The organism is Streptomyces sp. NPDC041968, from assembly GCF_055589025.1.
Genome location: NZ_JBVJCB010000006.1, coordinates 42,435 through 66,904 on the forward strand (window position 1 = coordinate 42,435; position 24,470 = coordinate 66,904).

Sequence of the window (24,470 nt, forward strand, 5' to 3'; positions counted from 1 at the left end):
CCGTTGATCTGACACCATTCCCCGGGGGCCCCGTCCGGCGGACGGACGGAGCCCGTTCGGGAAGATTGCGACCAGGGGACGGATGGGACCGCGCAGTGCGGGGCTACGAGAGCCAGGAGCGAGAGCCGGCGGCTGACGTCGACCACCTCTCTCGGTTCGAGGCCGAGATGAAGCGGCTGAAGACCGAGCGGGAAAAGGCGATCCAGCACGCCGAGGACCTCGGCTACCAGGTCGAGGTGCTGCGCGCCAAGTTGCACGAGGCGCGGCGCACCATCATGTCCCGGCCCGCCTTCGACGGCGGAGACATCGGGTACCAGGCCGAGCAGTTGCTGCGCAACGCGCAGACGCAGGCCGACCAGTTGCGCGCGGACGCCGAACGGGAGCTGAGCCAGGCCCGGGCGCAGACGCAGCGCATCCTCCAGGAGCACGCCGAGCAGGCGGCCCGGCTCCAGGCTGAGCTGCACCAGGAGGCGGTGACCCGGCGCCAGCAGCTCGACCAGGAGCTGGCCGAGCGCCGGCAGACCGTCGAGTCGCACGTCAACGAGAACGTGGCCTGGGCCGAGCAGCTGCGGGCCCGCACCGAGCAGCAGGCCCGCCGGCTGCTGGACGAGTCCCGCGCCGAGGCCGAGCAGGCCCTGGCCGCGGCCCGCGCGGAGGCGGAGCGGCTCACCTCCGAGGCCCGGCAGCGGCTGCGGAACGACGCGGAGAGCGCGCGCGGCGAGGCCGAGCAGATCCTGCGCCGGGCCCGCACGGACGCCGAACGCCTGCTGAACGCGGCCTCCACCCAGGCACAGGAGGCCACCGACCACGCCGAGCAGCTCCGCAGCTCCACCGCGAGCGAGTCGGAGTCCACCCGCCGCCAGGTCCAGGAGCTGAGCCGGGCCGCCGAGCAGCGCATGTCCGAGGCCGAGGAGGCGCTGCGCAAGGCGCAGACCGAGGCCGAGAAGGTGGTCGCCGAGGCCCGGGAGGCCGCGGCCAAGGCCCTCGCGAGCGCCGAGCAGACCAACGAGCAGCGCACCCGCACCGCCAAGGAGCAGGTCGCCCGTCTGGTCAGCGAGGCCACCAAGGACGCCGAGAGCACCAAGTCCGAGGCCGAGCAGCTGGTCGCGGACGCCCGCGCCGAGGCCGAGAAGATCGTCGCGGAGGCCGCGGAGAAGGCCCGCACGCTCACCGCCGAGGAGTCGGCCACCCAGCTGTCCAAGGCCGCCAAGACCGCCGAGGACGTGCTGAACAAGGCGTCGGAGGACGCCAAGCGCACCACGAAGGCCGCCACCGAGGAGGCCGAGCGGATCCGCAGCGAGGCCGAGGCCGAGGCGGACCGGCTGCGCGCCGAGGCGCACGACATCGCCGAGCAGCTCAAGGGCGCGGCGAAGGACGACACCAAGGAGTACCGCGCCAAGACGGTCGAGCTCCAGGAGGAGGCGCGCCGGCTGCGGGGCGAGGCCGAGCAGCTGCGCGCCGACGCCGTCGCCGAGGGCGAGAAGATCCGCGCGGAGGCCCGCAAGGAGGCCGTGGCGCAGATCGAGGAGGCGGCGAAGACCGCCGAGGAGCTGCTCGCCAAGGCCAAGGCCGACGCGGACGAGCTGCGGCAGACCGCGACGGCGGACAGCGAGAAGGTCCGCACCGAGGCCATCGAGCGGGCGACCACGCTGCGCCGGCAGGCCGAGGAGACCCTGGAGCGCACCCGCGCGGAGGCCGAGCGGCACCGCGCGGAGGCCGCCGAGCGCGTGGCGGAGCTCCAGGCGGAGGCCGAGCGGGCCGCCCGCGAGCTGCGCGAGGAGACCGAGCGCGCCGTCGAGGCCCGGCAGGCGGAGGCCGCCGAGGAGCTGACGCGGCTGCAGACCGAGGCCGAGGAGCGCCGCGGCGCCGCCGAGCAGGCGCTGACCGAGGCCCGCGAGGAGGGCGAGCGCATCCGCCGCGAGGCCGCGGAGGAGAGCGAGCGGCTGCGCGCGGAGGCCGCGGAGCGCATCCGTACGCTCCAGCAGCAGGCCGAGACGGAGGCCGAGCGGCTGCGCACCGAGGCCGCCGCGGACGCCTCCGCCTCCCGCGCGGAGGGCGAGGCCGTCGCCGTGCGCCTCAGGTCCGAGGCGTCGATCGAGGCCGAGCGGCTGAAGTCGGAGGCCCAGGAGAGCGCCGACCGGGTGCGCGCGGAGGCGCAGACCGCCGCCGAGCGCATCGCCGCCGAGGCGTCGGAGACGCTGGCCGCCGCGCAGGAGGAGGCCGCCCGGCGCCGCCGCGAGGCCGAGGAGACGCTCGGTTCCGCCCGGCAGGAGGCCGACCAGGAGCGCGAGCGGGCCCGCGAGCAGAGCGAGGAGCTGCTGGCCTCGGCGCGCAAGCGCGTGGAGGAGGCGCAGGCCGAGGCGGTCCGGCTGGTCGAGGAGGCCGACCGGCGCGCGACCGAGATGGTGTCGGCCGCCGAGCAGCACGCGCAGCAGGTGCGCGAGTCGGTCGCCGGGCTGCACGAGCAGGCCCAGGAGGAGATCACCGGGCTGCGCAGCGCCGCCGAGCACGCGGCGGAGCGCACCCGGCGCGAGGCCGAGGAGGAGGCGGACCGGGTCCGCTCCGACGCCTACGCGGAGCGGGAGCGGGCGAGCGAGGACGCCGGCCGGCTGCGGCGCGAGGCGCGGGACGAGACGGAGGCCGCCAAGGCGCTGGCCGAGCGGACCGTGTCCGAGGCGATCGCGGAGGCCGACCGCATCCGCACCGATGTCTCCGAGCACGCCCAGCGGGTGCGCACCGAGGCCTCCGACGCGATCGCCGAGGCCGAGCAGGCCGCGTCCCGCACCCGGGCGGACGCCCGCGAGGACGCCAACCGCATCCGGTCCGACGCGGCGACGCAGGCGGACACCCTGATCACCGAGGCGCGCTCCGAGGCGGAGCGGCTGACCACGGAGACGGCCGCGGAGACCGACCGCATCCGTACGGAGACGGTCGCGGAGGCGGAGCGCGTCCGCACCGAGGCGGCGACCGAGGCCGAGCGGGTGCGCACCGAGGCGCTCACGGAGGCGGAGCGGCTCACCACGGAGACGGTCGCCGAGGCCGACCGGGTGCGGGCCGAGGCGGGTGCCCGGGCCGAGCAGCTGCTTGCGGACGCCACCGGGGAGGCGGAGCGGCTGCGGGCCGAGGCCGCCGAGACGGTCGGCTCCGCCCAGCAGCACGCCGAGCGGATCCGCACGGAGGCCGAGCGGGTCAGGACCGAGGCGGCCGCGGAGGCCGAGCGGGTCACCACGGCCGCCCGCGAGGAGGCCGAGCGGACCCTCGACGAGGCCCGTCAGGACGCCAACAAGCGGCGCTCGGAGGCGGCGGAGCAGGTCGACACGCTCATCACGGAGACCACCGCCGAGGCCGACAAGCTGCTCACCGAGGCGCAGCAGCAGGCGCAGAAGACCACCGCGGACGCCGAGTCGCAGGCGGACACGATGGTCGGCGCGGCCCGCTCGGAGGCGGAGCGGATCGTCTCGGAGGCGACGGTCGAGGGGAACACCCGGGTGGAGAAGGCCCGCACGGACGCGGACGAGCTGCTCGTCGGCGCCCGCCGGGACGCGACCGCCGTCAGGGAGCGCGCGGAGGAGCTGCGCGAGCGGCTCACCTCCGAGATCGAGGAACTGCACGAGCGGGCCCGGCGCGAGGCCGCCGAGACGATGAAGTCGACCGGCGACCGCTGCGACGCGCTCATCAAGGCCGCCGAGGAGCAGCTCGCCAAGGCGGAGGCGAAGGCCAAGGAGCTGGTGTCGGAGGCCAACTCCGAGGCCGGCAAGGTGCGCATCGCCGCCGTCAAGAAGGCCGAGGGGCTGCTCAAGGAGGCCGAGCAGAAGAAGGCCACGCTGGTCCGGGAGGCCGAGGAGCTGAAGGCGCAGGCGGTCCGGGAGGCCCGGGCCATCGTCGAGGAGGGCAAGCGCGAACTGGAGACCCTGGTGCGGCGCCGCGAGGACATCAACGCCGAGATCTCCCGGGTGCAGGACGTGCTGGAGGCCCTGGAGTCCTTCGAGGCGCCGGCCGCCGGCAAGGACAACGGGGCCAAGGCCGGTGCGACGGTGGGCGCTCCACGTTCGGGTGGCAAGTCGTCAGACGGCTAGCGGTCGCGGCGGATTGCGTGTGTGCTGGAGATCTTTGGCCGAACTCCGCGCGAACCCTTGACCAAGACTTTGGCAAGCCTTCCGTGGGTCAGCCACTCAAAAGAGGTGTCATTCTCCGTATCAAACGCGCATCCGCTCGATGACACACCGCATTGGCGCCTAGGATTCCCTCTATCACCTCACCCGGTCTCTTTCGACAGGAACCCCATGAGCGACACTTCCCCCTACGGCTTCGAGCTTGTGCGGCGTGGGTACGACCGCGCTCAGGTGGACGAACGTATCTCCAAGCTCGTCTCCGACCGTGACAGCGCTCTCGCCCGCATCACCGCTCTGGAAAAGCGCATCGAGGAGCTCCACCTCGAAACCCAGAACGCCCAGGCCCAGGTCAACGACGCCGAGCCGTCGTACGCCGGTCTCGGTGCGCGGGTCGAGAAGATCCTGCGGCTCGCCGAGGAAGAGGCGAAGGACCTGCGCGAGGAGGCCCGTCGCGCGGCCGAGCAGCACCGCGAGCTCGCCGAGTCGGCCGCCCAGCAGGTGCGCAACGACGCGGAGTCGTACGCCACGGACCGCAAGGCCAAGGCCGAGGACGAGGGCGTCCGGATCGTCGAGAAGGCCAAGAGCGACGCCTCCCAGCTGCGTTCCGAGGCGCAGAAGGACGCGCAGTCCAAGCGCGAGGAGGCGGACGCCCTCTTCGAGGAGACCCGCGCCAAGGCCGCGCAGGCCGCCGCCGACTTCGAGACGAACCTCGCCAAGCGCCGCGAGCAGTCCGAGCGCGACCTGGCCTCCCGTCAGGCCAAGGCCGAGAAGCGTCTCGCGGAGATCGAGCACCGCGCGGAGCAGCTGCGCCTGGAGGCGGAGAAGCTGCGCACGGACGCCGAGCGCCGCGCCCGCCAGACCGTCGAGACGGCACAGCGCCAGGCCGAGGACATCGTGGCCGACGCCAACGCCAAGGCGGACCGGATCCGTTCGGAGTCGGAGCGCGAGCTGGCCGCCCTCACCAACCGCCGCGACTCCATCAACGCGCAGCTCACCAACGTGCGCGAGATGCTGGCGACCCTCACGGGCGCCGCGGTGGCCGCCGCCGGTACGCCGGCCGAGGACGAGTCGGTCTCCCGCGGGGTGCCCGCCCAGCAGTCCCGCTGACCCGCCGACCGAACCGCCGGCCGACCCGCCGGAGGGACGCCGGCCGAACAAGTGCGTAACAAGGACGAGGCCTTCTGTCACTGGGGTGGCAGAGGGCTTCGTCACGTTCTAGCGTGGGCGCCATGATCGAGCTCGAGGGGCTGACCAAGCGGTACGGCGAGAAGGTGGCGGTCAACAATCTCTCCTTCACCGTCAGACCCGGCATCATCACGGGCTTCCTCGGCCCGAACGGTGCGGGCAAGTCGACGACCATGCGGATGGTGCTGGGCCTGGACCGCCCCACCGCGGGGGACGTCCGGATCGACGGCAAGCACTACGACCAGCTCCAGGACCCGTTGACGTACATCGGTGCCCTCCTGGAGGCCAAGGCCTGGCACGGCGGGCGCAGCGCCCGCAACCACCTGCTGTGGCTCGCGCAGAGCAACGGCATCCCGGAGCGCCGGGTGGGCGAGGTGCTGGACACGGTCGGGCTCACGGCGGTCGCGCGGAAGAAGACCAAGGGCTTCTCCCTGGGCATGGGCCAGCGGCTCGGCATCGCCGGCGCGCTGCTCGGCGACCCGCGCATCCTGATGTTCGACGAGCCGGTCAACGGACTCGACCCCGAGGGCATCCACTGGATCCGCAATCTGATGAAGACCCTGGCCTCCCAGGGCCGTACGGTCTTCGTCTCCTCCCATCTGATGAGTGAGATGGCGCTGACGGCGGACCACCTGGTGGTCATCGGCCAGGGCCGGCTGCTGGCGGACACCTCGATGGCCGAGTTCATCGCGGAGAACTCGCGCAGCTACGTACGGATCCGCACCCCGCAGCGCGAGCGGCTGCTGGACGTACTGCACGGCGAGGGCATCACCGTCGTCGAGAGCGGCGCCGAGGTCCTGGAGGTGGACGGCGACAAGGCGGAGGCCATCGGTGAGCTGGCGGCGCGGCACCAGCTGGTGCTGCACGAGCTGAGCCCGCAGCAGGCCTCGCTGGAGGAGGCGTTCATGCAGCTGACCGCGGAGTCGGTGGAGTACCACGCGCACGACGGGCAGCCGCCCGGCCCGGTGCCGCAGCAACAGCAGCAGCCGTGGGGCAGCGACTGGAGGAAGGGATGAGCATGGCGGCGACACAGGTCGTCCGGTCCGAGTGGACCAAGATCCGGTCGGTCGCGTCCACCGTCTGGACGCTGGGCCTCGCCGTGGTCGTCACCATCGCCCTCGGCATGCTGATCGCGGCGCTGTCGAAGAGCGAGTTCGACAACCTGGGCCGGGAGGAGCAGCTCACCTTCGACCCCACCTTCATCAGCTTCGCCGGGACGAGCCTCGGCCAGCTCGCGATGATCGTGTTCGGGGTGCTGGTCGTGGCCAACGAGTACAGCTCGGGCATGATCCGCACCTCGCTGGCCGCCGTGCCGCGACGCGGCACCTTCCTGTTCAGCAAGATCGCGGTGGCCACCGCACTGGCGCTGCTCGTCAGCATGATCACCAGCTTCGCCACCTTCTTCCTCGGGCAGATGATGCTCGGCGACCTCAAGGCGTCGATCGGCGATCCGGGCGTCCTGCGCGCGGTGATCGGCGGCGGGCTCTACATGACCCTCATCGCCCTGTTCTCCATGGGCGTCGCCTCGATGCTGCGCTCACCGATGCTGTCGCTGGGCATCCTGATGCCGTTCTTCTTCCTGATCTCCAACATCCTGGGCAACGTCCCCGCGACGGAGAAGGTCGGCCGCTTCCTGCCCGACCAGGCCGGCAGCAAGATCATGCAGGTGGTGACGCCGATCGACGACGACGTGCCGTACGGCCCGTGGGGCGGCCTCGGGATCATGGCCCTGTGGGTGATCGCCGCGCTGGTCGGCGGCTACCTGGTGCTGAAGCGGCGGGACGCCTAGGCGGAACGCGGGAAGAGGGGCAGGCCGACGCCCGCCGAAAGGGTTTCGAACGGCGTCGGATTTTGCCCCGCCTTGAACGGAACCGTCAGTGCCTCGATATCCTCCTAACCCTTACGGGGGCGTGTGCCCTGCTGTCCTGAACCTTTCGATGGGTGCGGAGCATGATCGAGGCTGTCGGCCTGACCAAGCGCTACGGCGACAAGACCGCTGTGGACAACCTGTCCTTCCAGGTGCGGCCCGGAGCCGTCACCGGCTTCCTCGGTCCCAACGGATCGGGCAAGTCGACGACGATGCGCATGATCCTCGGCCTGGACAACCCCACGGCCGGGCACGTGACGATCGGGGGCCACCCCTACCGCAAGCTGCCCAACGCCCCCCGTCAGGTGGGTGCGCTCCTGGACGCCAAGGCGGTGCACGGCGGCCGCTCCGCCCGCAACCACCTGCTGAGCCTGGCCCAGCTCTCGGGCATCCCGGCCCGGCGCGTGGACGAGGTGCTCGGCGTGGTGGGGCTCCAGGACGTGGCCAAGCGGCGCTCCAAGGGCTTCTCCCTCGGCATGGGCCAGCGGCTCGGCATCGCCGCCGCCCTGCTCGGCGACCCTCAGGTGCTGCTGTTCGACGAGCCGGTCAACGGACTCGACCCCGAGGGCATCCACTGGGTGCGCAACCTGATGAAGGCGCTCGCGGCGGAGGGCCGTACCGTCTTCGTCTCCTCGCACCTGATGAGCGAGATGGCGCTCACCGCCGATCACCTGATCGTCATCGGGCGCGGCCGGCTGCTCTCGGACATGAGCGTGAAGGACTTCATCTCGGCCAACTCCGCCGACTTCGCGCGCGTGCGCACCCCGGACACCGACCCGCAGCTGCGCGAGAAGCTGACCTCCGCGCTGACCGAGGCGGGCGGGCACGTGATGCCCGAGCAGGACGGCGGGCTGCGCGTGACCGGGCTGCCCCTCCCGCGGATCAGCGACATCGCGCACGACAGCGACGTACGGCTGTGGGAGCTGTCGCCGCACCAGGCCTCGCTGGAGGAGGCGTACATGCGGATGACGCAGGGCGCCGTCGACTACCGGTCGACCGCCGACCAGCGGGCCGGGCTCCAGCAGCCGCTGCCGCCCGGGGCGCAGCCGCCGATGCCGGTCCCCGGACAGGGCCAGCCCGGCTGGTACGCCCCGCCGCCGCCCCAGCAGGGGGCGCAGCCCTTCCCGCCGCCGCAGGGTGCGCCGGGCCAGGCCCCGGCGGGACCGTACGGGGCCCCGGCCGCCCCCGGCACCACGGCGCCGGCCGACCGGGCCGCCAACCCGTACGCGGCCCCGCAGGCGCCGCAGGCACAGCCGACCCCGCAGGCGCCCTCCCCCGCCTCCTCGACCGCCGCCGCACCCGCCCCCGCGCCCGTCACCGACCCGACCAAGCCCGAGGACGTCCGATGAGCACGCCCCAGCCCCCGATGCCGCAGGCCGCACCCGACTGGCAGGCGGCGGCGCCCGGCTCGCCGTACCCCGCCTACGCCTCGCCGATCCCGGTGGTGCGTACGCACCTGGCGCACGCGGTCGCCTGCGAGTGGACGAAGATGCGGTCGGTGCGCTCGACGCTGTGGACGTTGGGTGTGTTCGTCTTCCTGGTCGTCGGCATCGGTCTGCTGACCGGCTTCGTGGTCGCCGGTTCCTCGCCGGACCAGACCGGTGACAACGCGCTGAGCCTCGGCTTCTTCGGCCTGCTCCTGGGCAGCATGTGCATCATCACGCTCGGCGTGCTGACCACCGCGTCCGAGTACGGGACCGGCATGGTCCGCACCACGATGGTCGCCTGCCCCACCCGCGGCCGGGTGCTCGCCGCGAAGGCCATCGTCTTCTTCCTGGTGGCCTTCGTCGTGACGCTGGTCTCCGCCACGCTCGTGGCCCTCGTGCAGGTGGCGCTGCTGGAGGACAGCGGCGTCCGCGCGCCCGACGGCGGGGAGTGGCTGAAGGCCACCGTGGGCGTGGCGCTCTACATCGCGCTGCTCGGACTGCTCTCGCTCGCCATGGGCTCGGTCATCCGGCACTCGGCGGGCGCCATCACGATCATGATCGGGGCCGTGCTCGCCCCGCTGGTGGTCGCGCTCTTCATGTTCTCGTCGTCCCTGGAGAGCGTGCAGCAGGCGCTGTTCGAGTACTCGATCCCGAACCAGCTCAGCATCTTCTACGCCAACGCCCTCACCGACTCCGGCCCCTCCGGCTGGGACCCGCTGTGGATCATGCTCGGCGTGACGGCGGTCGCGTTCGCCGGCGCCTTCGCGCTGCTGGAGAAGCGGGACGTGTAAGGGCTCAGAACCTCGGCGCGTTCCGGGACCGCTGCACCCGCGTGGTGCGGCGGTCCTTCGCGTTCCAGCAGGACTTGTGCCAGTGCCGCCGGTCGTCGACGCCCGAGTGCGCCGGCCAGGCCACCACGTGCGGGACCCCGTCCGGAATCAGCTGGTCGCAGCCGGGGCACCGATACGACTTCCCCTGCGCGCTCGCGCCCGCCACGTGCCGTACGCTCCAGTCCTCGCCCTGCCAGCTCTCGGCCGAGTGCCAGCCGCCGTAACGGCCCGAGCCGTCGTCCTCGGCGCTCCGGCCGGACGAACCGGCTCCCTTGGCTCGGTTGCGACGCGGGGACACAGGACACCTCACGGAGCTATACAGGAAGTACGGACCGCTTCCAGCCTACGCGGCGCGAGCCGGGGTACGCGTACGGCACCAACCACCACAACTCCCCCGCGCAGACTTCTCCGAGGGCCGTCCCACCACCCCCTCCGCGACGGCCGATTCTGCAGACAATCCGCAAATCCCTTTGCCCGGCCGTGTCCTCGGCACGTGTCAGGCGGTTATGCCCTGTGGGGGAGCTCCGGGTCGGAGCCGAGGAAGCAGGAAGAGCGATGCGCGTAGGAAGTTTCGTGTTGGGCGCCCAGTTCCCGGGCCAGGGCCACGGGGAGGCGCTGCACCGCGCCGTCCGTTCGGCCGAGGTCGCCGAGGAGGCAGGGCTCGACGCGGTCTGGCTGGCCGAGCACCACTTCGTGCCGTACGGCACGTGCCCGTCCGCCGTCACGCTGGCCGCGCTGCTGCTGGGCCGCACCCGCCGCCTGCGGGTCGGCACCGCGGTCAGCGTGCTGCCCACCGTCCACCCCGTCGCGCTCGGCGAGCAGGCCGCGCTGCTGCACATCACGAGCGGCGGCCGGTTCTCGCTGGGCGTGGGCCGGGGCGGCCCGTGGGTGGACCTGGAGGTGTTCGGCGCCGGTCTGGAGGCGTACGAGCAGGGCTTCCCGGACTCACTCGACCTGCTGCTGCGCTGGCTGCGCGAACCGGCCGTCGGCGCCTCGGGGGAACGCTTCCGGTTCCGTGAGGTGCCCGTCGTCCCCCGCCCCTCGGAGGCGCTGTCGGAGACCCCCGGCCCCGAGGTGGTCGTCGCCTGCACGTCACCGGCGAGCGTGCGCATGGCCGCCGAGCGGGGACTGCCGATGCTGCTCGGCATGCACGTCGGGGACGAGGAGAAGGCCGAGATGGTCGCCCTGTGGCGGCGGCACGCCCGCGCGGCCGGCCGGCCGTCGTCGGAGATCCACGGCGCGGCCCATGTCTCGGCCGGCGTCTGCCAGATCGCGGACCGGCGCACCGACGCGGCGGAGACCCTGCTCAAGGCCATGCCGGGCTGGCTCAGGCAGGGTCTGGACGCCCACATCACGGTGGACGGCCGCGAGCGGCGGATGCGCGACCCGCACGCGTACACCGAACTGCTCTGCGGACTGCACCCGGTGGGCCCGCCCCGGCTGTGCGCCGACCGGCTCGCGGCGACCGGCGAGCGGACCGGCATCACCCGCTTCGCCCTGCTCGTCGAGGGCTCCGGCGACCTCGCGGCGACCGAGGAGAACGTACGCCGACTCGGGGCCGAGGTGCTCCCCCAGCTCCGCTGAGGGCGCGGCGGGCTTGCCACCCCGGTACGAAACGCACCTCCCTCGTACGGAGCGGCAAGCGGACGGCCGTCGCCTCAGCAGTCGCGGAACTCGGGCGACTGGTTCAACACCTGGCTGCGTACCGAGGTGAAGCGGGTCAGCGTCTCCTCGACGGAGGAGTCCAACGGGAACACCGCCACCCGGTGGCAGTTCTGGAAGGCCAGCCGCACCCCGAAGTGCCGCTGCAATGCACCGCGTATGGCGTCACTCGCGAGCGCGCGCAGCAGCTGACCACGCGCCTGTTCGTCCGGCGGGGGCGTCTGGTTGTCGGCGAACGCTCCGCCGTCGACCTTCAGCTGTGCCACCAGACTGCTGACCATCTCCCATGCGTAGGGCAGGGAAGTCCGGACGCAGTCGACGAATGCTGCTTCGTCGACCTCGCCTCGCTCGGCCTGTTCGAGTAGGGCCGGTGAGACGTCGAGCGACATGGGTTCTCCTCTCGCACCCCCGACGGGCAGGGGTTGCCGGACAGTTAAGGGAGCGCGATATTGAACACGCTGCGTACACACATCGCGACCTCCCGTTCAATACCGTAAGCAACCGATCCTGACGACACCAGGAGAATGCCTAGATGCACCCCATCCGTTGGGCGCACTATCGGCCAGTGCGCAAGAGGGGGTCAATGGGAGAAGTGGGACAGCGGCGCGGCCACCCCGGCACGGGCGAATCGCGTCGGGCCCGGCACGTCGAGTAGCGTTGCCGACCATGCGTCTCGTCATTGCCCGTTGCTCCGTCGACTACGCCGGGCGGCTCACCGCCCATCTCCCCTCGGCGCCCCGCCTGATCCTGGTCAAGGCGGACGGCAGCGTCTCGATCCACGCCGACGACCGGGCCTACAAGCCCCTGAACTGGATGTCGCCGCCCTGCACGCTGAAGGAGGGCACGGGCGAGGAGGAGGGCGTCTGGACCGTCGTCAACAAGGCGGGCGAGAAGCTCATCATCACGATGGAGGAGATCCTCCACGACTCCTCGCACGAGTTGGGCGTCGACCCCGGCCTGATCAAGGACGGCGTGGAAGCGCACCTCCAGGAGCTGCTCGCCGACCGCATCGAGACGCTGGGCGAGGGCTACACGCTCATCCGCCGCGAGTACATGACCGCCATCGGCCCGGTCGACATCCTGTGCCGGGACGCCGAGGGCCGGACCGTCGCGGTCGAGATCAAGCGCCGCGGTGAGATCGACGGCGTCGAGCAACTCACGCGCTACCTGGAGCTGTTGAACCGCGATCCGCATCTCGCCCCGGTGCGTGGTGTCTTCGCCGCGCAGGAGATCAAGCCGCAGGCCCGGGTTCTCGCCACGGACCGCGGGATCGGCTGCCAGGTGCTGGACTACAACGCCATGCGGGGCATCGAGGACGACAAGCTGCGGCTGTTCTGAGCGGGCGTCGCCCACGGCGAACAGACGGGGGGCCGGGTTCGTGGGACGGGACCCGGCCCCCCGTCTGTTCGCCGACGTCTCAGATGATCTGCTCCGTCGCCGGGCCCGAGCCGCCCGGCATGCCCGTGCCGCCGGTCGCGGTGCTGCTCTGCGAGGCGGTCGCGGGGCTGTCGACGGGGGAACTGGCCGTGGCGGGCGGCGTACCGGGGCCGCTGGCGCTGTTGGACGTCTCCGGGGCCGACGGCGAGGTCGTCTGACTGTCGCTGGGGCTCGGGCTGGGGCCGGGATCGCTGCTGGACGTGGAGGGCTCCGGGTCCGGCTCGGTGTCCGTGGGCTTCGGCGACGTCGGCCGGGTCGACGGTGAGGTCGGCGGCCTGCTCGACTCGTCCGGGGAGCCGGAGTCGTCCGGGCTCTCGCTGTGCTGCGGATCGCCGGGGCCGCTCGAACCGCTCGCGCCGTCCGACGGGCGCGCCGACTCGCTCGGCGTCGGGTCGTCCGAGGTGCCGGGGGTGCCGTCCGGGCCCGGGTCCGTCGGCCGGCCGGTGTCGCCCGGGTTCGCCCCGTCGTCCGCCGGCCGGTCCGCGCCCAGGCTTCCGTCGTCGATGCCCTGGCTCGCCGACGGGTTGACGCCGACCTGGTCGGAGGGGTCGCCGGCGTCGTTCTCGGAGGTGGCGCCGAGGGTCACCACCGTGCCGAGCACGGCGACGAGCAGCGCGCCCGCTCCGGCGGCCGCGAGGTTGCGCCGCGCAAGGCCCTTGATGCCGCCGCCCGCCTTGCGGGACGGCCCCTTGGCGGCTTCGCGGCTGGTGACCAGGGTCGGGAACTGGGGAGGCGGCTGGAGCGGCGGGAAGGGCGCGGGTACGCCCGCGGGCGGCGACGCCGACTCCTCGTGCCGGGCGTCGGGCACCTCCTCCCCCGCGGTCGGGCCGAGCCCCGGGTCCGCGGCGCCGAGTGCGGCAGCGGTCCCCGCGGCACCGAGCACGCCCGCGCCGCCGCCCGTCCCCGGGGTGTCCCCGGCCCGGTCGGCTACCAGGGCCAGGGCCCTGCGGCCCGCGACGGCGCCGCGCTTGTCGGACAGCGCGCCGCGCAGCCCGATGGACGCCTCCAGTTCGGCGCGGGCCCGGTCCAGCTGGCCCCCGCACAGGGCGAGGACGCCGAGCTCGTGGTGGAAGTAGGCCTGTTCGGCGACGTCGCCGGCGAGCCGGGAGGCCTCGGTGCCGGAGCGCAGCGCCCGCTCCCAGGCGCTCCAGTGCAGCCCGGCGGCGAACGCGGGCGCCGAGGTGCGGGCCAGCTGGACGGCGGGGCTCTCCTCGTCGTCCGCGGGCGGGGTGGTGGTCGGCACCAGCACGGCGAGGGCGGCGAGGACCGCGTCCGCCTCGGCGCAGACCCGCTCCGGGGTGACCGAGGGGTGTCCGGCCCACCAGGCGTAGTGCTGGGCGGCGGACAGGGCCCGCTCCGGTGCGTCGTCGGCGTACCCGGCGCTCTCCAGCTGGGCGAGCACCCCGGCGGCGAGCCGGTAGCGGGCGCCGACCGGCGAGACCAGTCCGCAGTCGGCCAGCTCGCCGAGGGCGGCGTCCGCGTGGGTGTCGCCGACCAGTGCGGGCAGGTGCGCCTGGTGCGGCACCTCGCCGCCGAGCGCGACGGCGAACTCCAGGGTGGCGCGGGCGGAGGCGCTCAGCCGGGAGGCGAGCAGCGGTGCGGGCGCCGCGGCCTCGCCGAGGGACGGCAGGGGCACCTCGTCGCTCTCGGCGGCGTCGTAGGGCACGTCGTCGGCCGGGCGGGCGTCGGTGAAGACGCCGAACTCGTCGACGGCGTCGGCGCCGGCCCGCTGCCGGTCGCGACGGCGCAGCAGGGCACCGGCCTGGACGAAGCGCAGCGGCAGGCCCTCGGACTCGAACCAGAGGTCGCCGGCCCAGTTGGCCTCGTCCTCGGTGAGGGTCCGGCCGGCGGCGCGCTCCAGCAGCTCCACGCCGTCGGAGCGGTCCAGGCCGGTGAGGAAGACCTCTTCCACGGCCGAGTCGGCCGAGGGGGCGGGCACGTCCGGGGTCGCGCCGATGAGGAAGGCGCACTCCGGGGTGGCGTCCAGCAGCTCGTCGAGGGCGGTGCCGCCGAACTCGATGTCGTCCAGGACGACGACCGCGCCGACCTCGCCGAGGTGCCGGAGCAGTTCCTCCCGGTCCGGGCGGTGCAGGGGCGCGCGGTGGACGGCGCGGAAGAGGTCGTGGAGCAGGTCGTCGGCGGTGCGGTGGAACCCGTTGAGCCGGACGACGCCGTCGGGTGCGAGGCCCGCGCAGTCCTCGGCGACGAGGTCCAGGAGGCTGGTGCGGCCGGAGCCGGCGGGACCGGTGAGGCGGACGGAACGGCCGCGGGCGAGGAGCCGGACCAGGCGCTCGCGTTCGTCGTCGCGGGCCAGCAGGCCCAGTACGGTGCGGGTCGGCCCCGGCGGTACGGGCGGCCGGGTGGCACGGCCCACCTCGGCGCGTTCGGCCGCGGTGAGCTTCTCGGGCCGGGCGGGTCGCTCCGCCCCACCGTCGAACTCACCGGAGCGGGAGACGCCACCGGGCGGGCGGACCTCGATCTCGCTGCCGTCGACCGGATTGACGGTGAGCAGGAAGTCGCCGGAGACGAGCTGCACCGTGCGGGCGAGCGCGGGCGCGGGGTGTCCGAAGTCGGTGGTGAGGGGGTCCCTGGGCGGGCGCGGGCGCGGCGCCTGGTGGTCGCCGTCTTGGCCGTACTCCTCAGGTCCCCGGTTGTTCGGGTCCATAGGTCCAAGCCCCCCAAAAGCGTCGTGTGCCGGGCCCCGGTCGGGACCACCCCTCCCGGCCTTGCCGCACACCGCGCTGTCGCTTCTGGTCCGGGCCCGCCAGTGGGTTCGCGAGGTCGGCGGGCAGCCAGACCCTAAACCTTCGCTCAGTATCTCCGACAGGGCGGGGTGCCGCCCCGCCCGAGACGTCACAGTCTCGTGAGGATTGCGTGTGTCGGGCGATTCACCGAGCGGTGTCCGGGTCTTCGCCCACCCCCGCACCCCGCCGGACGCCGACGTCACACCCTGGGCAGGGTCTCCACGCCGATGCCGCCCTCGATGGCCAGGATCCGGTGCAGCCGGGTGGCCACCAGCAGGCGCTGCATCTGCGGTGGCACACCGCGCAGCACCAGTCGCCGGCCGCAGCGGCCGGCCCGTCGGTGGGCTCCCATGATCACGCCGAGTCCGGTGGCGTCCCAGGAGTCCAGTTCGGACAGGTCCAGCACGAGGTCGCCGACTCCGTCGTCGACGGCCGAGTGCAGGACCGTACGGGCGTCCGCCGCGCTGCGGACGTCGAGGCGGCCCCCGACGACCAGCTCGACGTGGTCGCCCCTGATGTGCATATGCGCTCCCCGGGATGCGTCTTCGTCGTCTCTGCGTTTCTTCGATGCTCGGTGTGATCTCTCGCGGTATCAGGTGTTGCAACCTCTGACTGGCCGAAACGATCGGAGGTTGCCGCCTGTAAGCGAACCGATACCGAATTCACCCCGGCGTGTGACGTCTCCCGGGGCTGATGCGACTCAGTGCTTGTAGAAGCCCTGCCCGCTCTTGCGGCCGATGTCACCGGCGTCCACCATCCGGCGCATCAGCTCCGGCGGGGCGAACTTCTCGTCCTGGGACTCGGTGTAGATGTTGCCGGTGGCGTGCAGCAGGATGTCGACGCCCGTCAGGTCGGCGGTGGCCAGCGGTCCCATGGCGTGGCCGAAGCCCAGCTTGCAGGCGAGGTCGATGTCCTCGACGGTGGCGACGCCCGACTCGTACAGCTTCGCGGCCTCGACGACGAGGGCGGAGATGAGGCGGGTGGTCACGAAGCCGGCGACGTCGCGGTTGACGACGATGCAGGTCTTGCCGGTGGACTCGGCGAACTCCCGTGCGGTGGCGAGCGTTTCGTCGCTGGTCTTGTAGCCGCGCACCAGCTCGCACAGCTGCATCATCGGGACCGGTGAGAAGAAGTGGGTGCCGACGACGCGCTCGGGGCGCTCCGTCACGGCCGCGATCTTGGTGATCGGGATGGCGGAGGTGTTGGACGCGAGGATCGCCCCGTCCTTCACCAGCTTGTCGAGCGCGCGGAAGATCTCGTGCTTGACCTCGAGCTTCTCGAAGACGGCCTCGACGACGACGTCCGCGTCGGCGACGGCGTCCAGGTCGGTGGTCGCGGTGATGCGGGCGAGGGCGGCCTCGGCGTCGTCGGCGGAGAGCCTCCCCTTGGCGACGAACCTGTCGTACGAGGTCCTGATGCCGTCGGTGCCGCGCCGGAGCGCCTCGTCGGTGACGTCGCGCAGGACGACCTCCCAGCCCGCCTGGGCGGAGACCTGGGCGATGCCGGACCCCATGAGACCGGCTCCGATGACGGCGAGCTTCCGTGCCACTGTGCGACTCCCCTGATACGCGCTGTTTCTCTTCTCTCGGCCGGAGATTAGCGGCCGTGAGGGGCTGTGTGACCGGTTAGTAACGCGCGTCACGTCTCAGATGACGGACATCACACCGGGGTGTGTCATCCGGGTGTCAGGCCGCGCCCCGTACGGCGTAGTTGAGCACCTTCTCGCTCAACAGCTCCTCCATCTCGTCCAGCAGCAGGAGCACCTCGCGGGAGACCTGCGACGGCCTGCCGCCGGCGAGCATGCGCTGTCCGATGGTCGCGACGACCGTGCCGTGCAGCCAGTTGATCTGGCCGGCCATCAGGGCGGGCGTCACGTCGCCGTCCGTGCCGCCGGTCTCCTCGCGCAGGGTCCGCTCCAGGTCGAGGAGCACCTCCTGGCCGATCGCCCACATGCGGGAGCGCAGGGCGGGCGAGTCCTGGATGACCCTCATGAACGCCGCGTAGCCGTCCATCAGGCCGAGGCGCGGCGAGACCGACTCGACCTCCTCGCGCAGTTCGCGCAGCACGGCCCGCGCCGCCGACTCCCCGTCGCGCCGCCCGCGGACCCAGCGGGAGAGCCGGTCGACGACGCCCTTGGAGCGGTCGAGGAAGAGGTCCTCCTTGGCCGGGAAGTAGTTGTAGACGGTGTTGACGGAGACGTTCGCCGCGTCCGCGACCTCCGCCACGGTCACGGCCTCGAATCCGCGTTCCAGGAACAGGCCCGTGGCGACATCGGAGATGTACTGCCGGGTCTGCCGCTTCTTCCGTTCCCTGAGTCCCTCGGCCATCTCCGCATCCTAGCTTCGCTGGGTCCGCTGAAAAGTTGGGGTCGTTGCAAAATTTCAGTGACTCTGTTTTTCTGGGGCCATGGCAATCATCAGCACGGCCGGCCTCGCCCGCACCTTCGCGACGAAGCACGGTCCGGTCGAGGCGGTGCGGGGCATCGACCTGTCCGTCCGCGCGGGCGAGATCCTCGGCTTCCTGGGCCCCAACGGCGCCGGCAAGACCACCACCCTCCGGATGCTCACCACGCTGCTCGCCCCCACCGGCGGCGCGGCCACCGTCGCCGGCCACGACCTGGTGGCCGACCCGGCGGCGGTACGCCGGGTCTGCGGCTACGTGGCGCAGTCGGGCGGGGTGGACGCGCAGGTCACCGTGCGGGAGGAGCTGGTCACCCAGGGCCGCCTCTACCGCCTGTCCAAGGCGCGGGCCGTCGAGCGCGCCGGGGAACTCGCCCGCGACCTGGACCTCACCGAGTTCCTCGACCGCAGGTGCGGCACGCTCTCCGGCGGCCAGCGGCGCCGGCTGGACATCGCGATGGCGCTCACGCACCGTCCGGCGGTGCTCTTCCTGGACGAGCCGACGACCGGCCTCGACCCGGGCAGCCGCGCCGACCTCTGGGACCTGGTCCGCCGGCTGCGCGACGAGCAGGGCACCACCGTCTTCCTCACCACGCACTACCTCGACGAGGCCGACGCCCTCTCCGACCGCCTGGTGGTCGTCGACCGGGGCGTGGTGGCGGCCGAGGGCACCCCCGGCGCACTGAAGCTCGAGTACGGCGGCTCGCTCGACGCCTCGCTCCAGGACACCTTCCTCGCCGTCACCGGCCGCAGCGCCACCCCCGCCGACGCCGCCCCCGCCGCCGTATAGCCCGGCCCGCCCGGCACGCGCCCCGCACGCCCCGCACGCCCCGCACGCCCCGCACGCCCCGAGGACCCGAGGACCCGATGCTGCTCCACGACACCGCTCTCATCTACGGCCGCTACCTGCGCCAGTCCCTGCGCTCCCGGCTAGCGCTGCTCTTCGGCGTGCTGATGCCGCTGCTGTACCTGCTCTTCTTCGGCCCTCTGCTGACCGACCTGCCGCTCGGCGGGCAGGGCAGTTCGTGGCAGGTGCTGGTCCCCGGGCTGCTCCTCCAACTCGCCTTGTTCGGCGCCTCCTTCGCGGGCTTCTCGATCATCGTCGAGAACGGCCAGGGTGTGGTCGAGCGCATGCGGGTCACGCCGGTCAGCCGTCTGGCGCTGCTGCTGGGCAGGGTGCTGCGGGACGCCACGGTCTTCGCCTTCCAGGCGGTCCTGCTGGTGCTGGCCGCACTGGTGATGGGCCTGCGCGCGCCCCTGCCCGGCGTGCTCGTGGGGTTCGTGTTCGTCGCCCTGCTCACCGTCTCGCTGGCGTCGCTGTCGTACGCGCTGGCGATGAGGGTCCGTACGCCGGGGGAGTTCGGTCCCACCGTCAACGCGCTGACCATGCCGTCGATGCTGCTGTCCGGCCTGATGCTCCCGATGACCCTGGGCCCGGCCTGGCTGGACGTGCTCTCGCACCTGATGCCGTTCCGCTACCTGGTCGACGCGATGCGGGACGCCTACGTCGGCAGCTACGCGACGGCGCACATGCTCCACGGCGCGCTGGTCGCCGTCGCCCTCGCCGCGTTGGCCGTGACGGTGGGCACACGCGTCTTCCGTACCGCCGGGGCGTAACTACGCTGGCCTCATGGTCAACCTGACGCGCATCTACACCCGGACCGGCGACCAGGGCACCACCGCCCTCGGTGACATGAGCCGGACCCCCAAGACCGACCTCAGGATCTCCGCGTACGCCGACGCCAACGAGGCGAACGCGGTGATCGGCACGGCGATCGCCCTGGGCGGCCTGCACGAGGAGGTCGTCAAGGTCCTCGTCCGCGTGCAGAACGACCTCTTCGACGTGGGCGCGGACCTGTCGACGCCGGTGGTGGAGGACCCCGAGTACCCGCCGCTGCGGGTCGAGCAGTTCTACGTCGACAAGCTGGAGGCGGACTGCGACCGCTTCCTGGCCGAGGTGGAGAAGCTCCGCTCCTTCATCCTGCCCGGCGGGACGCCCGGCGCGGCCCTGCTGCACCAGGCGTGCACGGTGGTCCGCCGGGCCGAGCGCTCCACCTGGGCGGCGCTGGAGGTGCACGGCGAGACGATGAACCCGCTCGCCGCGACCTACCTCAACCGGCTCTCCGACCTGCTCTTCATCCTGGCCCGGGTGGCCAACAAGGAGGTCGGGGACGTGCTGTGGGTGCCGGGCGGCGAGCGCTGAGCGCTCCGCGGTGAGCGGAGTGACGGCCGCCGGTCGTCTACCGCCTCGTCGTGGCTGATCGCGCAGTGCCCGGCGCCCCTTCGGGACGCTTCTCGGCCGGTGCCTTCTTCGGCCAGATCGCGTACGTCAGCGCGATCAGGCCGTGGATGCCGGCGGCGCGCCATGCGGTGTACTGCCAGCTCTCCAGGGAGCCGGTGCGGCTCGGGTCGTCGACGTACCACATGGCGAGCTGGAGCAGCCCGGTCGCCACCGCGGCGGCGAGCAGCGTGCCGAGCCACACCGTGCCCTCGTGCCGGGCGCGGGCCATGCCGTAGCGCGGCGGTCCGGCCGGTTTCGGGGCGCCGCCGAGGCGGTGGGCGGCGTGGCCGTCGAGCCACTTCACGGTGCGGTGGCCGTGGCCGACGGTGTACCCGATGTACAGGGCGGCCAGGCCGTGCTTCCAGCTCGGGTCGGCGCCGTTCCTGAGGTCCAGCGCGGTGACGACCAGCAGCACGACCTCCAGCAGCGGTTCGCACAGCAGCAGTGCCATGCCGGTGCGCGGCATCCGCATCAGGTAGCGGGTGGCCAGTCCGGCCGCCAGCAGGACCCAGAAGCCGATCTCGCAGACGATGATCAAAGTGACGATCACGGTTCGCTCCTCTCGATCGCTCTTCCAGGCTCCCGTGCGCGGCGGCCCGGTTCGTCGTCGCCGGTGAGGAGTCCCGGCTACATCGAAAGATGCAGTAAGGGACCCTCCCGCGGGATCAGGCGGGCGGGGCCCGGGCCGTGTTGGATGGTGGCATGGCCGTACGACTCCCCCGCCCGCTCCGCTTCGACGTGTACGCCGCGTCGGCGGGCCTGCTGGGCGGGCTGCTGCTGTGGGGCATCGGCCTGGGTGTCCGCCCGGCCGACGAGCCGATCGTGCTGTTCGACGGCGGCTGGCCGCTGCTGGTCCCCCTCGCGGTCATGGCGGGCTGCGAGCTGCTGCGTCGCACCGCGCCCCGCACCGGCCTGCTGATCGGCACCGCCGCGCTGACCGCGGACACCGTCACCCAGGGCAGCCTGGTCACGGTGATCATGTACACCGACGTGATGTACGCCGCCGTCCTGTACGGCCCGCCCGCCTGGGCCCGCCGCATCCCGTGGATCACCGGGTTGCTCACCGTGGCCGCGACGCTGGTGCCGTTCGCCGTGTGGCGGGTGCCCGAGGCGCTGCTGATCGGGGTGGCCGTCGGCATCGTGTCGTTCGCGCCCGCATCCACCGGGCTGATCGTGCGCAGCCACCGCGAGGCCGCCGACGCCGCCCGGCTGCGGGCCGAGCAGACGGCTCTGCTGGCCGAGATGGACCGGGTGCAGGCGGTGACCGCGGAGCGCTCCCGGATGGCGCGCGAGCTGCACGACATGGTCGCCAACCACCTCTCCGCGATCGCCATCCACTCCACCGCCGCGCTCTCCCTGGACGACCCGGCGACCACCCGGCAGGCGCTCGGCGTCATCCGCGAGAACAGCGTCGAGGGGCTGGCCGAGATGCGGCGGCTGATCGGCATCCTGCGGGACACCGGCGGGGACACCGAACCGGCCGCGGCCCCCACCCTGGACGGCCTCGCCGCCCTGGCCGAGGGCGCCCGCGCCAACGGGCTCGACGTCGTCCTGGAGGCGGCGCCCGGCGAGGGGCTGCCCGCGCCGGTCGAGCTGGCGGCGTACCGGATCGTGCAGGAGTCCCTCACCAACGCCCTCAAGCACGCCGCACGGGGGACGGTACGGGTCGGGCTCACCCGGCACGACGGCGTCCTGCACGTCCAGGTGAGCAGCCCGTACGGCGACGGCGACACCCCGCGCGCCCCCGGGTCGGGTGCCGGCCTGGTCGGCATGCGGGAGCGGGCCGCGCTGCTGCACGGCACCTTCGAGGCCGGGCCGGTCGCGGACCCCGACGCGGCGGGCGGCAAGATCTGGGACGTGCGCGCCGCCCTGCCGCTGACCGAAGGAGACCCGACATGATCCGCGTCCTCGTCGCCGAGGACCAGTCCGCCGTCCGGGCCGGACTGGTGCTGATCCTGGGCAGCGCCCCGGACGTCGAGGTGGTCGGGGAGGCCGCGGACGGCGAGCGGGCGGTGGCGCTGGCCCGGGAACTGCGGCCGGACCTGGTGCTGATGGACGTGCAGATGCCCCGGCTGGACGGGGTGTCGGCGACCCGGACGGTGGTCGGTGAGGGGCTGGCCGACGTCCTGGTGCTGACCACCTTCGACCTGGACGAGTACGTCTTCGGGGCGCTGCGGGCGGGAGCCGCCGGCTTCCTGCTCAAGAACACCGAGGCGAAGGACCTGCTCACGGCCGTGCGCACGGTGGCGAGCGGAGAGGGGATCGTCGCCCCGGCCGTCACCCGGCGTCTGATCGCCGAGTTCGCCGCCAAGCCGGTGCGGGAGTCGAGCGCCGACCCGGCGGTCCTGGAGGAGCTGACCCGGCGCGAGCGGGAAGTGCTGTCGTGTCTCGGCGAGGGGCTGCCCAACGCCGAGATCGCGGCCCGTCTGAACATGGCCGAGGCCACGGTGAAGACGCACGTCAGCCGCCTGCTGGGCAAGCTGGGGCTGCGCAGCCGGGTGCAAGCGGCGATGCTCGCGCAGGAGTTGGGGATCTAACGGGCCATCGGGACACTGGTCCAGACCTATTGACCTAAGGTCCAGACCTTTCTATTCTCGCGGCACTGCGGGCCGATGGCTCAGTCGGCCCGCGCCGACAACCCCACATAAGGAGGCGCAGCATGCGCTTCAGACACAGAGCCGCGGCACTGCTCGCGACCCTGTCGCTCCCGCTGGCCGGTCTGGTGGGCCTCGCGAGTCCGGCCCAGGCCGCGACGAGCGCGACGGCCACCTTCGCCAAGACCTCGGACTGGGGCACGGGCTTCGGCGGCAACTGGACGGTGAAGAACACCGGCACCACCACCCTCAACTCCTGGACCGTCGAGTGGGACTTCCCCTCCGGTACCAAGGTCACCTCCGCCTGGGACGCCACGGTCACCAACTCCGGTGACCACTGGACCGCCAAGAACGTCGGCTGGAACGGGACGCTCGCCCCCGGCGCCTCGGTCTCCTTCGGCTTCAACGGCAGCGGCCCCGGCTCCCCCTCCAACTGCAAGCTCAACGGCGGCAGCTGCGACGGCGGGTCCACCCCCGGCGACGCCGCCCCCTCCGCCCCCGGCACGCCCACCGCCTCGGACGTCACCGACACCTCGGTGAAGCTGTCCTGGTCGGCGGCGACCGACGACAAGGGCGTCAAGAACTACGACGTCCTGCGTGACGGCGCCAAGGTCGCCACCGTCACCGGCACCACCTACACCAACACCGGCCTGACCAAGGGCACCGACTACTCGTACACGGTCCAGGCCCGCGACACCGCCGACCAGACCGGCCCGGCCAGCGGCGCCGTCAAGGTCCGCACCACCGGCGGCGGCGGAGGCGAGCCCGGCCCGGGCGGCAAGGTCAACCTCGGCTACTTCACCGAGTGGGGCGTCTACGGGCGCAACTACCACGTCAAGAACCTGGTGACCTCCGGCTCCGCCTCCAAGATCACCCACATCAACTACGCGTTCGGCAACGTCAAGAACGGTCAGTGCACCGTCGACGACACCTTCGCCGCGTACGAGAAGGCCTACACCGCCGACCAGTCCGTCAGCGGCACCGCCGACACCTGGGACCAGCCGCTGCGCGGCAACTTCAACCAGCTGCGCCAGCTGAAGGCCAAGTACCCGCACATCAAGGTGCTGTACTCCTTCGGCGGCTGGACCTACTCCGGCGGCTTCGGCCAGGCCGCGCAGAACGCGGCGGCGTTCGCCAAGTCCTGCAAGGCCGTGGTGGAGGACCCGCGCTGGGCCGACGTCTTCGACGGCATCGACATCGACTGGGAGTACCCGAACGCCTGCGGCCTGACCTGCGACACCTCCGGTCCCGCGGCCTTCAGGAACCTCTCCCAGGCGCTGCGCAACGAGTTCGGCTCCGACTACCTGGTCACCGCCGCCATCACGGCGGACGGCTCCGCCGGCGGCAAGATCGACGCGGCCGACTACGGCGGCGCCTCCCAGTACCTCGACTGGTACAACGTGATGACGTACGACTACTTCGGCGCCTGGGCCACCACCGGCCCGACGGCCCCGCACTCCCCGCTGACCTCGTACTCCGGCATACCGACCGCGGGCTTCAACTCCGCGGACGCGATCGCCAAGCTCAAGGCCAAGGGCGTGCCGGCCGCCAAGCTCCTGCTCGGCATCGGCTTCTACGGCCGCGGCTGGACCGGCGTCACCCAGTCCGCCCCCGGCGGCACGGCGACCGGCGCGGCACCCGGCACCTACGAGGCCGGCATCGAGGACTACAAGGTCCTGAAGAACGCCTGCCCCGTCACCGGCACGGTCGCCGGCACGGCGTACGCCCACTGCGGCAACCAGTGGTGGTCGTACGACACCCCGTCGACCATCGCGGGCAAGATGACCTGGGCCAAGAACCAGGGCCTGGGCGGCGCCTTCTTCTGGGAGTTCAGCGGTGACACCGCGAACGGCGAGCTGGTGAGCGCCATCAACAGCGGTCTGAACTGACCCGTACGACTGAGCGACGTGCACCCTCCTCCGGACGTCCGGG

General features: G+C 72.6%; 21 protein-coding genes. 14 read left to right on the forward strand and 7 right to left on the reverse strand.

From position 1 onward, the window contains the following. Positions 1-95 precede the first annotated feature (95 nt). From scy to ACZ6EG_RS16185, 6 genes are all read left to right on the forward strand, one after another. Positions 96-4,076 carry a polarized growth protein Scy gene (gene scy / locus ACZ6EG_RS16160; protein WP_391969527.1) on the forward strand — a complete coding sequence of 1,327 codons (3,981 nt, stop codon included), beginning with the start codon at positions 96-98 and terminating at the stop codon, positions 4,074-4,076. Positions 4,077-4,283: 207 nt separating this feature from the next. Beyond that, positions 4,284-5,219 carry a coiled-coil domain-containing protein gene (locus ACZ6EG_RS16165; RefSeq protein WP_391969528.1) on the forward strand — a complete coding sequence of 312 codons (936 nt, stop codon included), beginning with the start codon at positions 4,284-4,286 and terminating at the stop codon, positions 5,217-5,219. Between the two features lie 122 nt (positions 5,220-5,341). Then, on the forward strand, positions 5,342-6,313 hold the full coding sequence (locus tag ACZ6EG_RS16170) for an ABC transporter ATP-binding protein (RefSeq protein WP_391969529.1): 972 nt from the start codon (positions 5,342-5,344) through the stop codon (positions 6,311-6,313). Beyond that, complete coding sequence (locus ACZ6EG_RS16175) at positions 6,310-7,086, forward strand: ABC transporter permease (protein WP_356604632.1); 777 nt, start codon at positions 6,310-6,312, stop codon at positions 7,084-7,086. The genes ACZ6EG_RS16170 and ACZ6EG_RS16175 overlap by 4 nt, the downstream gene beginning before the upstream one ends. 161 nt (positions 7,087-7,247) lie before the next feature. Further along, entirely contained in the window at positions 7,248-8,513 is a 1,266-nt protein-coding gene (locus tag ACZ6EG_RS16180; RefSeq protein WP_469605066.1) for an ABC transporter ATP-binding protein, read from the forward strand. Continuing rightward, complete coding sequence (locus ACZ6EG_RS16185) at positions 8,510-9,382, forward strand: ABC transporter permease (protein ID WP_391969531.1); 873 nt, start codon at positions 8,510-8,512, stop codon at positions 9,380-9,382. The genes ACZ6EG_RS16180 and ACZ6EG_RS16185 overlap by 4 nt, the downstream gene beginning before the upstream one ends. A 4-nt stretch (positions 9,383-9,386) precedes the next feature. On the opposite strand, the gene ACZ6EG_RS16190 is transcribed toward ACZ6EG_RS16185, so the two are convergent. Further along, entirely contained in the window at positions 9,387-9,719 is a 333-nt protein-coding gene (locus tag ACZ6EG_RS16190; protein ID WP_391969532.1) for an ATP/GTP-binding protein, read from the reverse strand. A gap of 257 nt (positions 9,720-9,976) precedes the next feature. Between ACZ6EG_RS16190 and ACZ6EG_RS16195 the strand changes: the two genes are divergently transcribed. After that, positions 9,977-11,005, forward strand: coding sequence for an LLM class flavin-dependent oxidoreductase (locus ACZ6EG_RS16195; protein ID WP_391969533.1), 1,029 nt, complete (start codon positions 9,977-9,979; stop codon positions 11,003-11,005). A 74-nt stretch (positions 11,006-11,079) separates the two neighbouring features. On the opposite strand, the gene ACZ6EG_RS16200 is transcribed toward ACZ6EG_RS16195, so the two are convergent. Continuing rightward, the gene (locus ACZ6EG_RS16200) at positions 11,080-11,472 is read right to left on the reverse strand and encodes an SCO5389 family protein (protein ID WP_356604622.1); all 393 of its coding nucleotides are present in this window, start codon (positions 11,470-11,472) and stop codon (positions 11,080-11,082) included. 277 nt (positions 11,473-11,749) lie between these two features. On the opposite strand from ACZ6EG_RS16200, the gene nucS reads away from it, so the two are divergent. After that, positions 11,750-12,421 (forward strand): endonuclease NucS, encoded by a 672-nt coding sequence (gene nucS, locus ACZ6EG_RS16205; protein ID WP_053137172.1) that lies wholly within the window; start codon positions 11,750-11,752, stop codon positions 12,419-12,421. Between the two features lie 79 nt (positions 12,422-12,500). Here nucS and ACZ6EG_RS16210 read toward each other — a convergent pair whose 3' ends face one another. The 4 genes from ACZ6EG_RS16210 to ACZ6EG_RS16225 form a co-directional block, all read right to left on the reverse strand. Beyond that, a complete protein-coding gene (locus ACZ6EG_RS16210; RefSeq protein WP_469605072.1) occupies positions 12,501-15,185 on the reverse strand; it encodes an ATP-binding protein in 2,685 nt (894 codons plus the stop codon). Positions 15,186-15,463: 278 nt separating this feature from the next. Next, positions 15,464-15,787: an STAS domain-containing protein gene (locus ACZ6EG_RS16215; RefSeq protein WP_003973611.1), complete on the reverse strand. Its 324-nt coding sequence runs from the start codon at positions 15,785-15,787 to the stop codon at positions 15,464-15,466. Positions 15,788-15,964: 177 nt separating this feature from the next. Next, positions 15,965-16,813, reverse strand: a complete 849-nt coding sequence (locus ACZ6EG_RS16220; protein ID WP_469605076.1) for a 3-hydroxyacyl-CoA dehydrogenase family protein — start codon at positions 16,811-16,813, stop codon at positions 15,965-15,967. Between the two features lie 136 nt (positions 16,814-16,949). Beyond that, complete coding sequence (locus ACZ6EG_RS16225) at positions 16,950-17,591, reverse strand: TetR/AcrR family transcriptional regulator (protein ID WP_469605079.1); 642 nt, start codon at positions 17,589-17,591, stop codon at positions 16,950-16,952. A gap of 79 nt (positions 17,592-17,670) precedes the next feature. Here ACZ6EG_RS16225 and ACZ6EG_RS16230 point away from each other — a divergent pair, with 79 nt between their 5' ends. The 3 genes from ACZ6EG_RS16230 (at position 17,671) to ACZ6EG_RS16240 (ending at position 19,866) form a co-directional block, all read left to right on the forward strand. Continuing rightward, on the forward strand, positions 17,671-18,453 hold the full coding sequence (locus tag ACZ6EG_RS16230; protein ID WP_469605082.1) for an ABC transporter ATP-binding protein: 783 nt from the start codon (positions 17,671-17,673) through the stop codon (positions 18,451-18,453). A gap of 77 nt (positions 18,454-18,530) precedes the next feature. Continuing rightward, positions 18,531-19,280 carry an ABC transporter permease gene (locus ACZ6EG_RS16235; RefSeq protein ID WP_469605084.1) on the forward strand — a complete coding sequence of 250 codons (750 nt, stop codon included), beginning with the start codon at positions 18,531-18,533 and terminating at the stop codon, positions 19,278-19,280. Between the two features lie 13 nt (positions 19,281-19,293). Continuing rightward, the gene (locus tag ACZ6EG_RS16240; protein ID WP_384694073.1) at positions 19,294-19,866 is read left to right on the forward strand and encodes a cob(I)yrinic acid a,c-diamide adenosyltransferase; all 573 of its coding nucleotides are present in this window, start codon (positions 19,294-19,296) and stop codon (positions 19,864-19,866) included. 37 nt (positions 19,867-19,903) lie between these two features. Here the strand turns inward: ACZ6EG_RS16240 and ACZ6EG_RS16245 are convergent, their stop codons facing one another. Further along, positions 19,904-20,494, reverse strand: a complete 591-nt coding sequence (locus ACZ6EG_RS16245; protein ID WP_391969539.1) for a hypothetical protein — start codon at positions 20,492-20,494, stop codon at positions 19,904-19,906. 152 nt (positions 20,495-20,646) lie between these two features. Here ACZ6EG_RS16245 and ACZ6EG_RS16250 point away from each other — a divergent pair, with 152 nt between their 5' ends. From ACZ6EG_RS16250 to ACZ6EG_RS16260, 3 genes are all read left to right on the forward strand, one after another. Further along, complete coding sequence (locus tag ACZ6EG_RS16250) at positions 20,647-21,843, forward strand: sensor histidine kinase (protein WP_469605088.1); 1,197 nt, start codon at positions 20,647-20,649, stop codon at positions 21,841-21,843. Next, complete coding sequence (locus tag ACZ6EG_RS16255) at positions 21,840-22,481, forward strand: response regulator (RefSeq protein ID WP_391969541.1); 642 nt, start codon at positions 21,840-21,842, stop codon at positions 22,479-22,481. Before ACZ6EG_RS16250 ends, ACZ6EG_RS16255 begins: the two co-directional genes overlap by 4 nt. A 122-nt stretch (positions 22,482-22,603) precedes the next feature. Further along, a complete protein-coding gene (locus tag ACZ6EG_RS16260) occupies positions 22,604-24,427 on the forward strand; it encodes a glycosyl hydrolase family 18 protein (RefSeq protein WP_391969542.1) in 1,824 nt (607 codons plus the stop codon). The last annotated feature ends 43 nt before the right edge of the window (positions 24,428-24,470 follow it).

Bases quoted from the DNA above. Each gene is read 5' to 3' on its own strand.
- ACZ6EG_RS16165 (WP_391969528.1), top strand. From the start codon at position 4,284: ATGAGCGACACTTCCCCCTACGGCTTCGAGCTTGTGCGGCGTGGGTAC.
- ACZ6EG_RS16170 (WP_391969529.1), top strand. From the start codon at position 5,342: ATGATCGAGCTCGAGGGGCTGACCAAGCGGTACGGCGAGAAGGTGGCG.
- ACZ6EG_RS16175 (WP_356604632.1), top strand. From the start codon at position 6,310: ATGAGCATGGCGGCGACACAGGTCGTCCGGTCCGAGTGGACCAAGATC.
- ACZ6EG_RS16180 (WP_469605066.1), top strand. From the start codon at position 7,248: ATGATCGAGGCTGTCGGCCTGACCAAGCGCTACGGCGACAAGACCGCT.
- ACZ6EG_RS16185 (WP_391969531.1), top strand. From the start codon at position 8,510: ATGAGCACGCCCCAGCCCCCGATGCCGCAGGCCGCACCCGACTGGCAG.
- ACZ6EG_RS16195 (WP_391969533.1), top strand. From the start codon at position 9,977: ATGCGCGTAGGAAGTTTCGTGTTGGGCGCCCAGTTCCCGGGCCAGGGC.
- ACZ6EG_RS16200 (WP_356604622.1), bottom strand. From the start codon at position 11,472: ATGTCGCTCGACGTCTCACCGGCCCTACTCGAACAGGCCGAGCGAGGC.
- nucS (WP_053137172.1), top strand. From the start codon at position 11,750: ATGCGTCTCGTCATTGCCCGTTGCTCCGTCGACTACGCCGGGCGGCTC.
- ACZ6EG_RS16210 (WP_469605072.1), bottom strand. From the start codon at position 15,185: ATGGACCCGAACAACCGGGGACCTGAGGAGTACGGCCAAGACGGCGAC.
- ACZ6EG_RS16215 (WP_003973611.1), bottom strand. From the start codon at position 15,787: ATGCACATCAGGGGCGACCACGTCGAGCTGGTCGTCGGGGGCCGCCTC.
- ACZ6EG_RS16225 (WP_469605079.1), bottom strand. From the start codon at position 17,591: ATGGCCGAGGGACTCAGGGAACGGAAGAAGCGGCAGACCCGGCAGTAC.
- ACZ6EG_RS16230 (WP_469605082.1), top strand. From the start codon at position 17,671: ATGGCAATCATCAGCACGGCCGGCCTCGCCCGCACCTTCGCGACGAAG.
- ACZ6EG_RS16235 (WP_469605084.1), top strand. From the start codon at position 18,531: ATGCTGCTCCACGACACCGCTCTCATCTACGGCCGCTACCTGCGCCAG.
- ACZ6EG_RS16240 (WP_384694073.1), top strand. From the start codon at position 19,294: ATGGTCAACCTGACGCGCATCTACACCCGGACCGGCGACCAGGGCACC.
- ACZ6EG_RS16250 (WP_469605088.1), top strand. From the start codon at position 20,647: ATGGCCGTACGACTCCCCCGCCCGCTCCGCTTCGACGTGTACGCCGCG.
- ACZ6EG_RS16255 (WP_391969541.1), top strand. From the start codon at position 21,840: ATGATCCGCGTCCTCGTCGCCGAGGACCAGTCCGCCGTCCGGGCCGGA.
- ACZ6EG_RS16260 (WP_391969542.1), top strand. From the start codon at position 22,604: ATGCGCTTCAGACACAGAGCCGCGGCACTGCTCGCGACCCTGTCGCTC.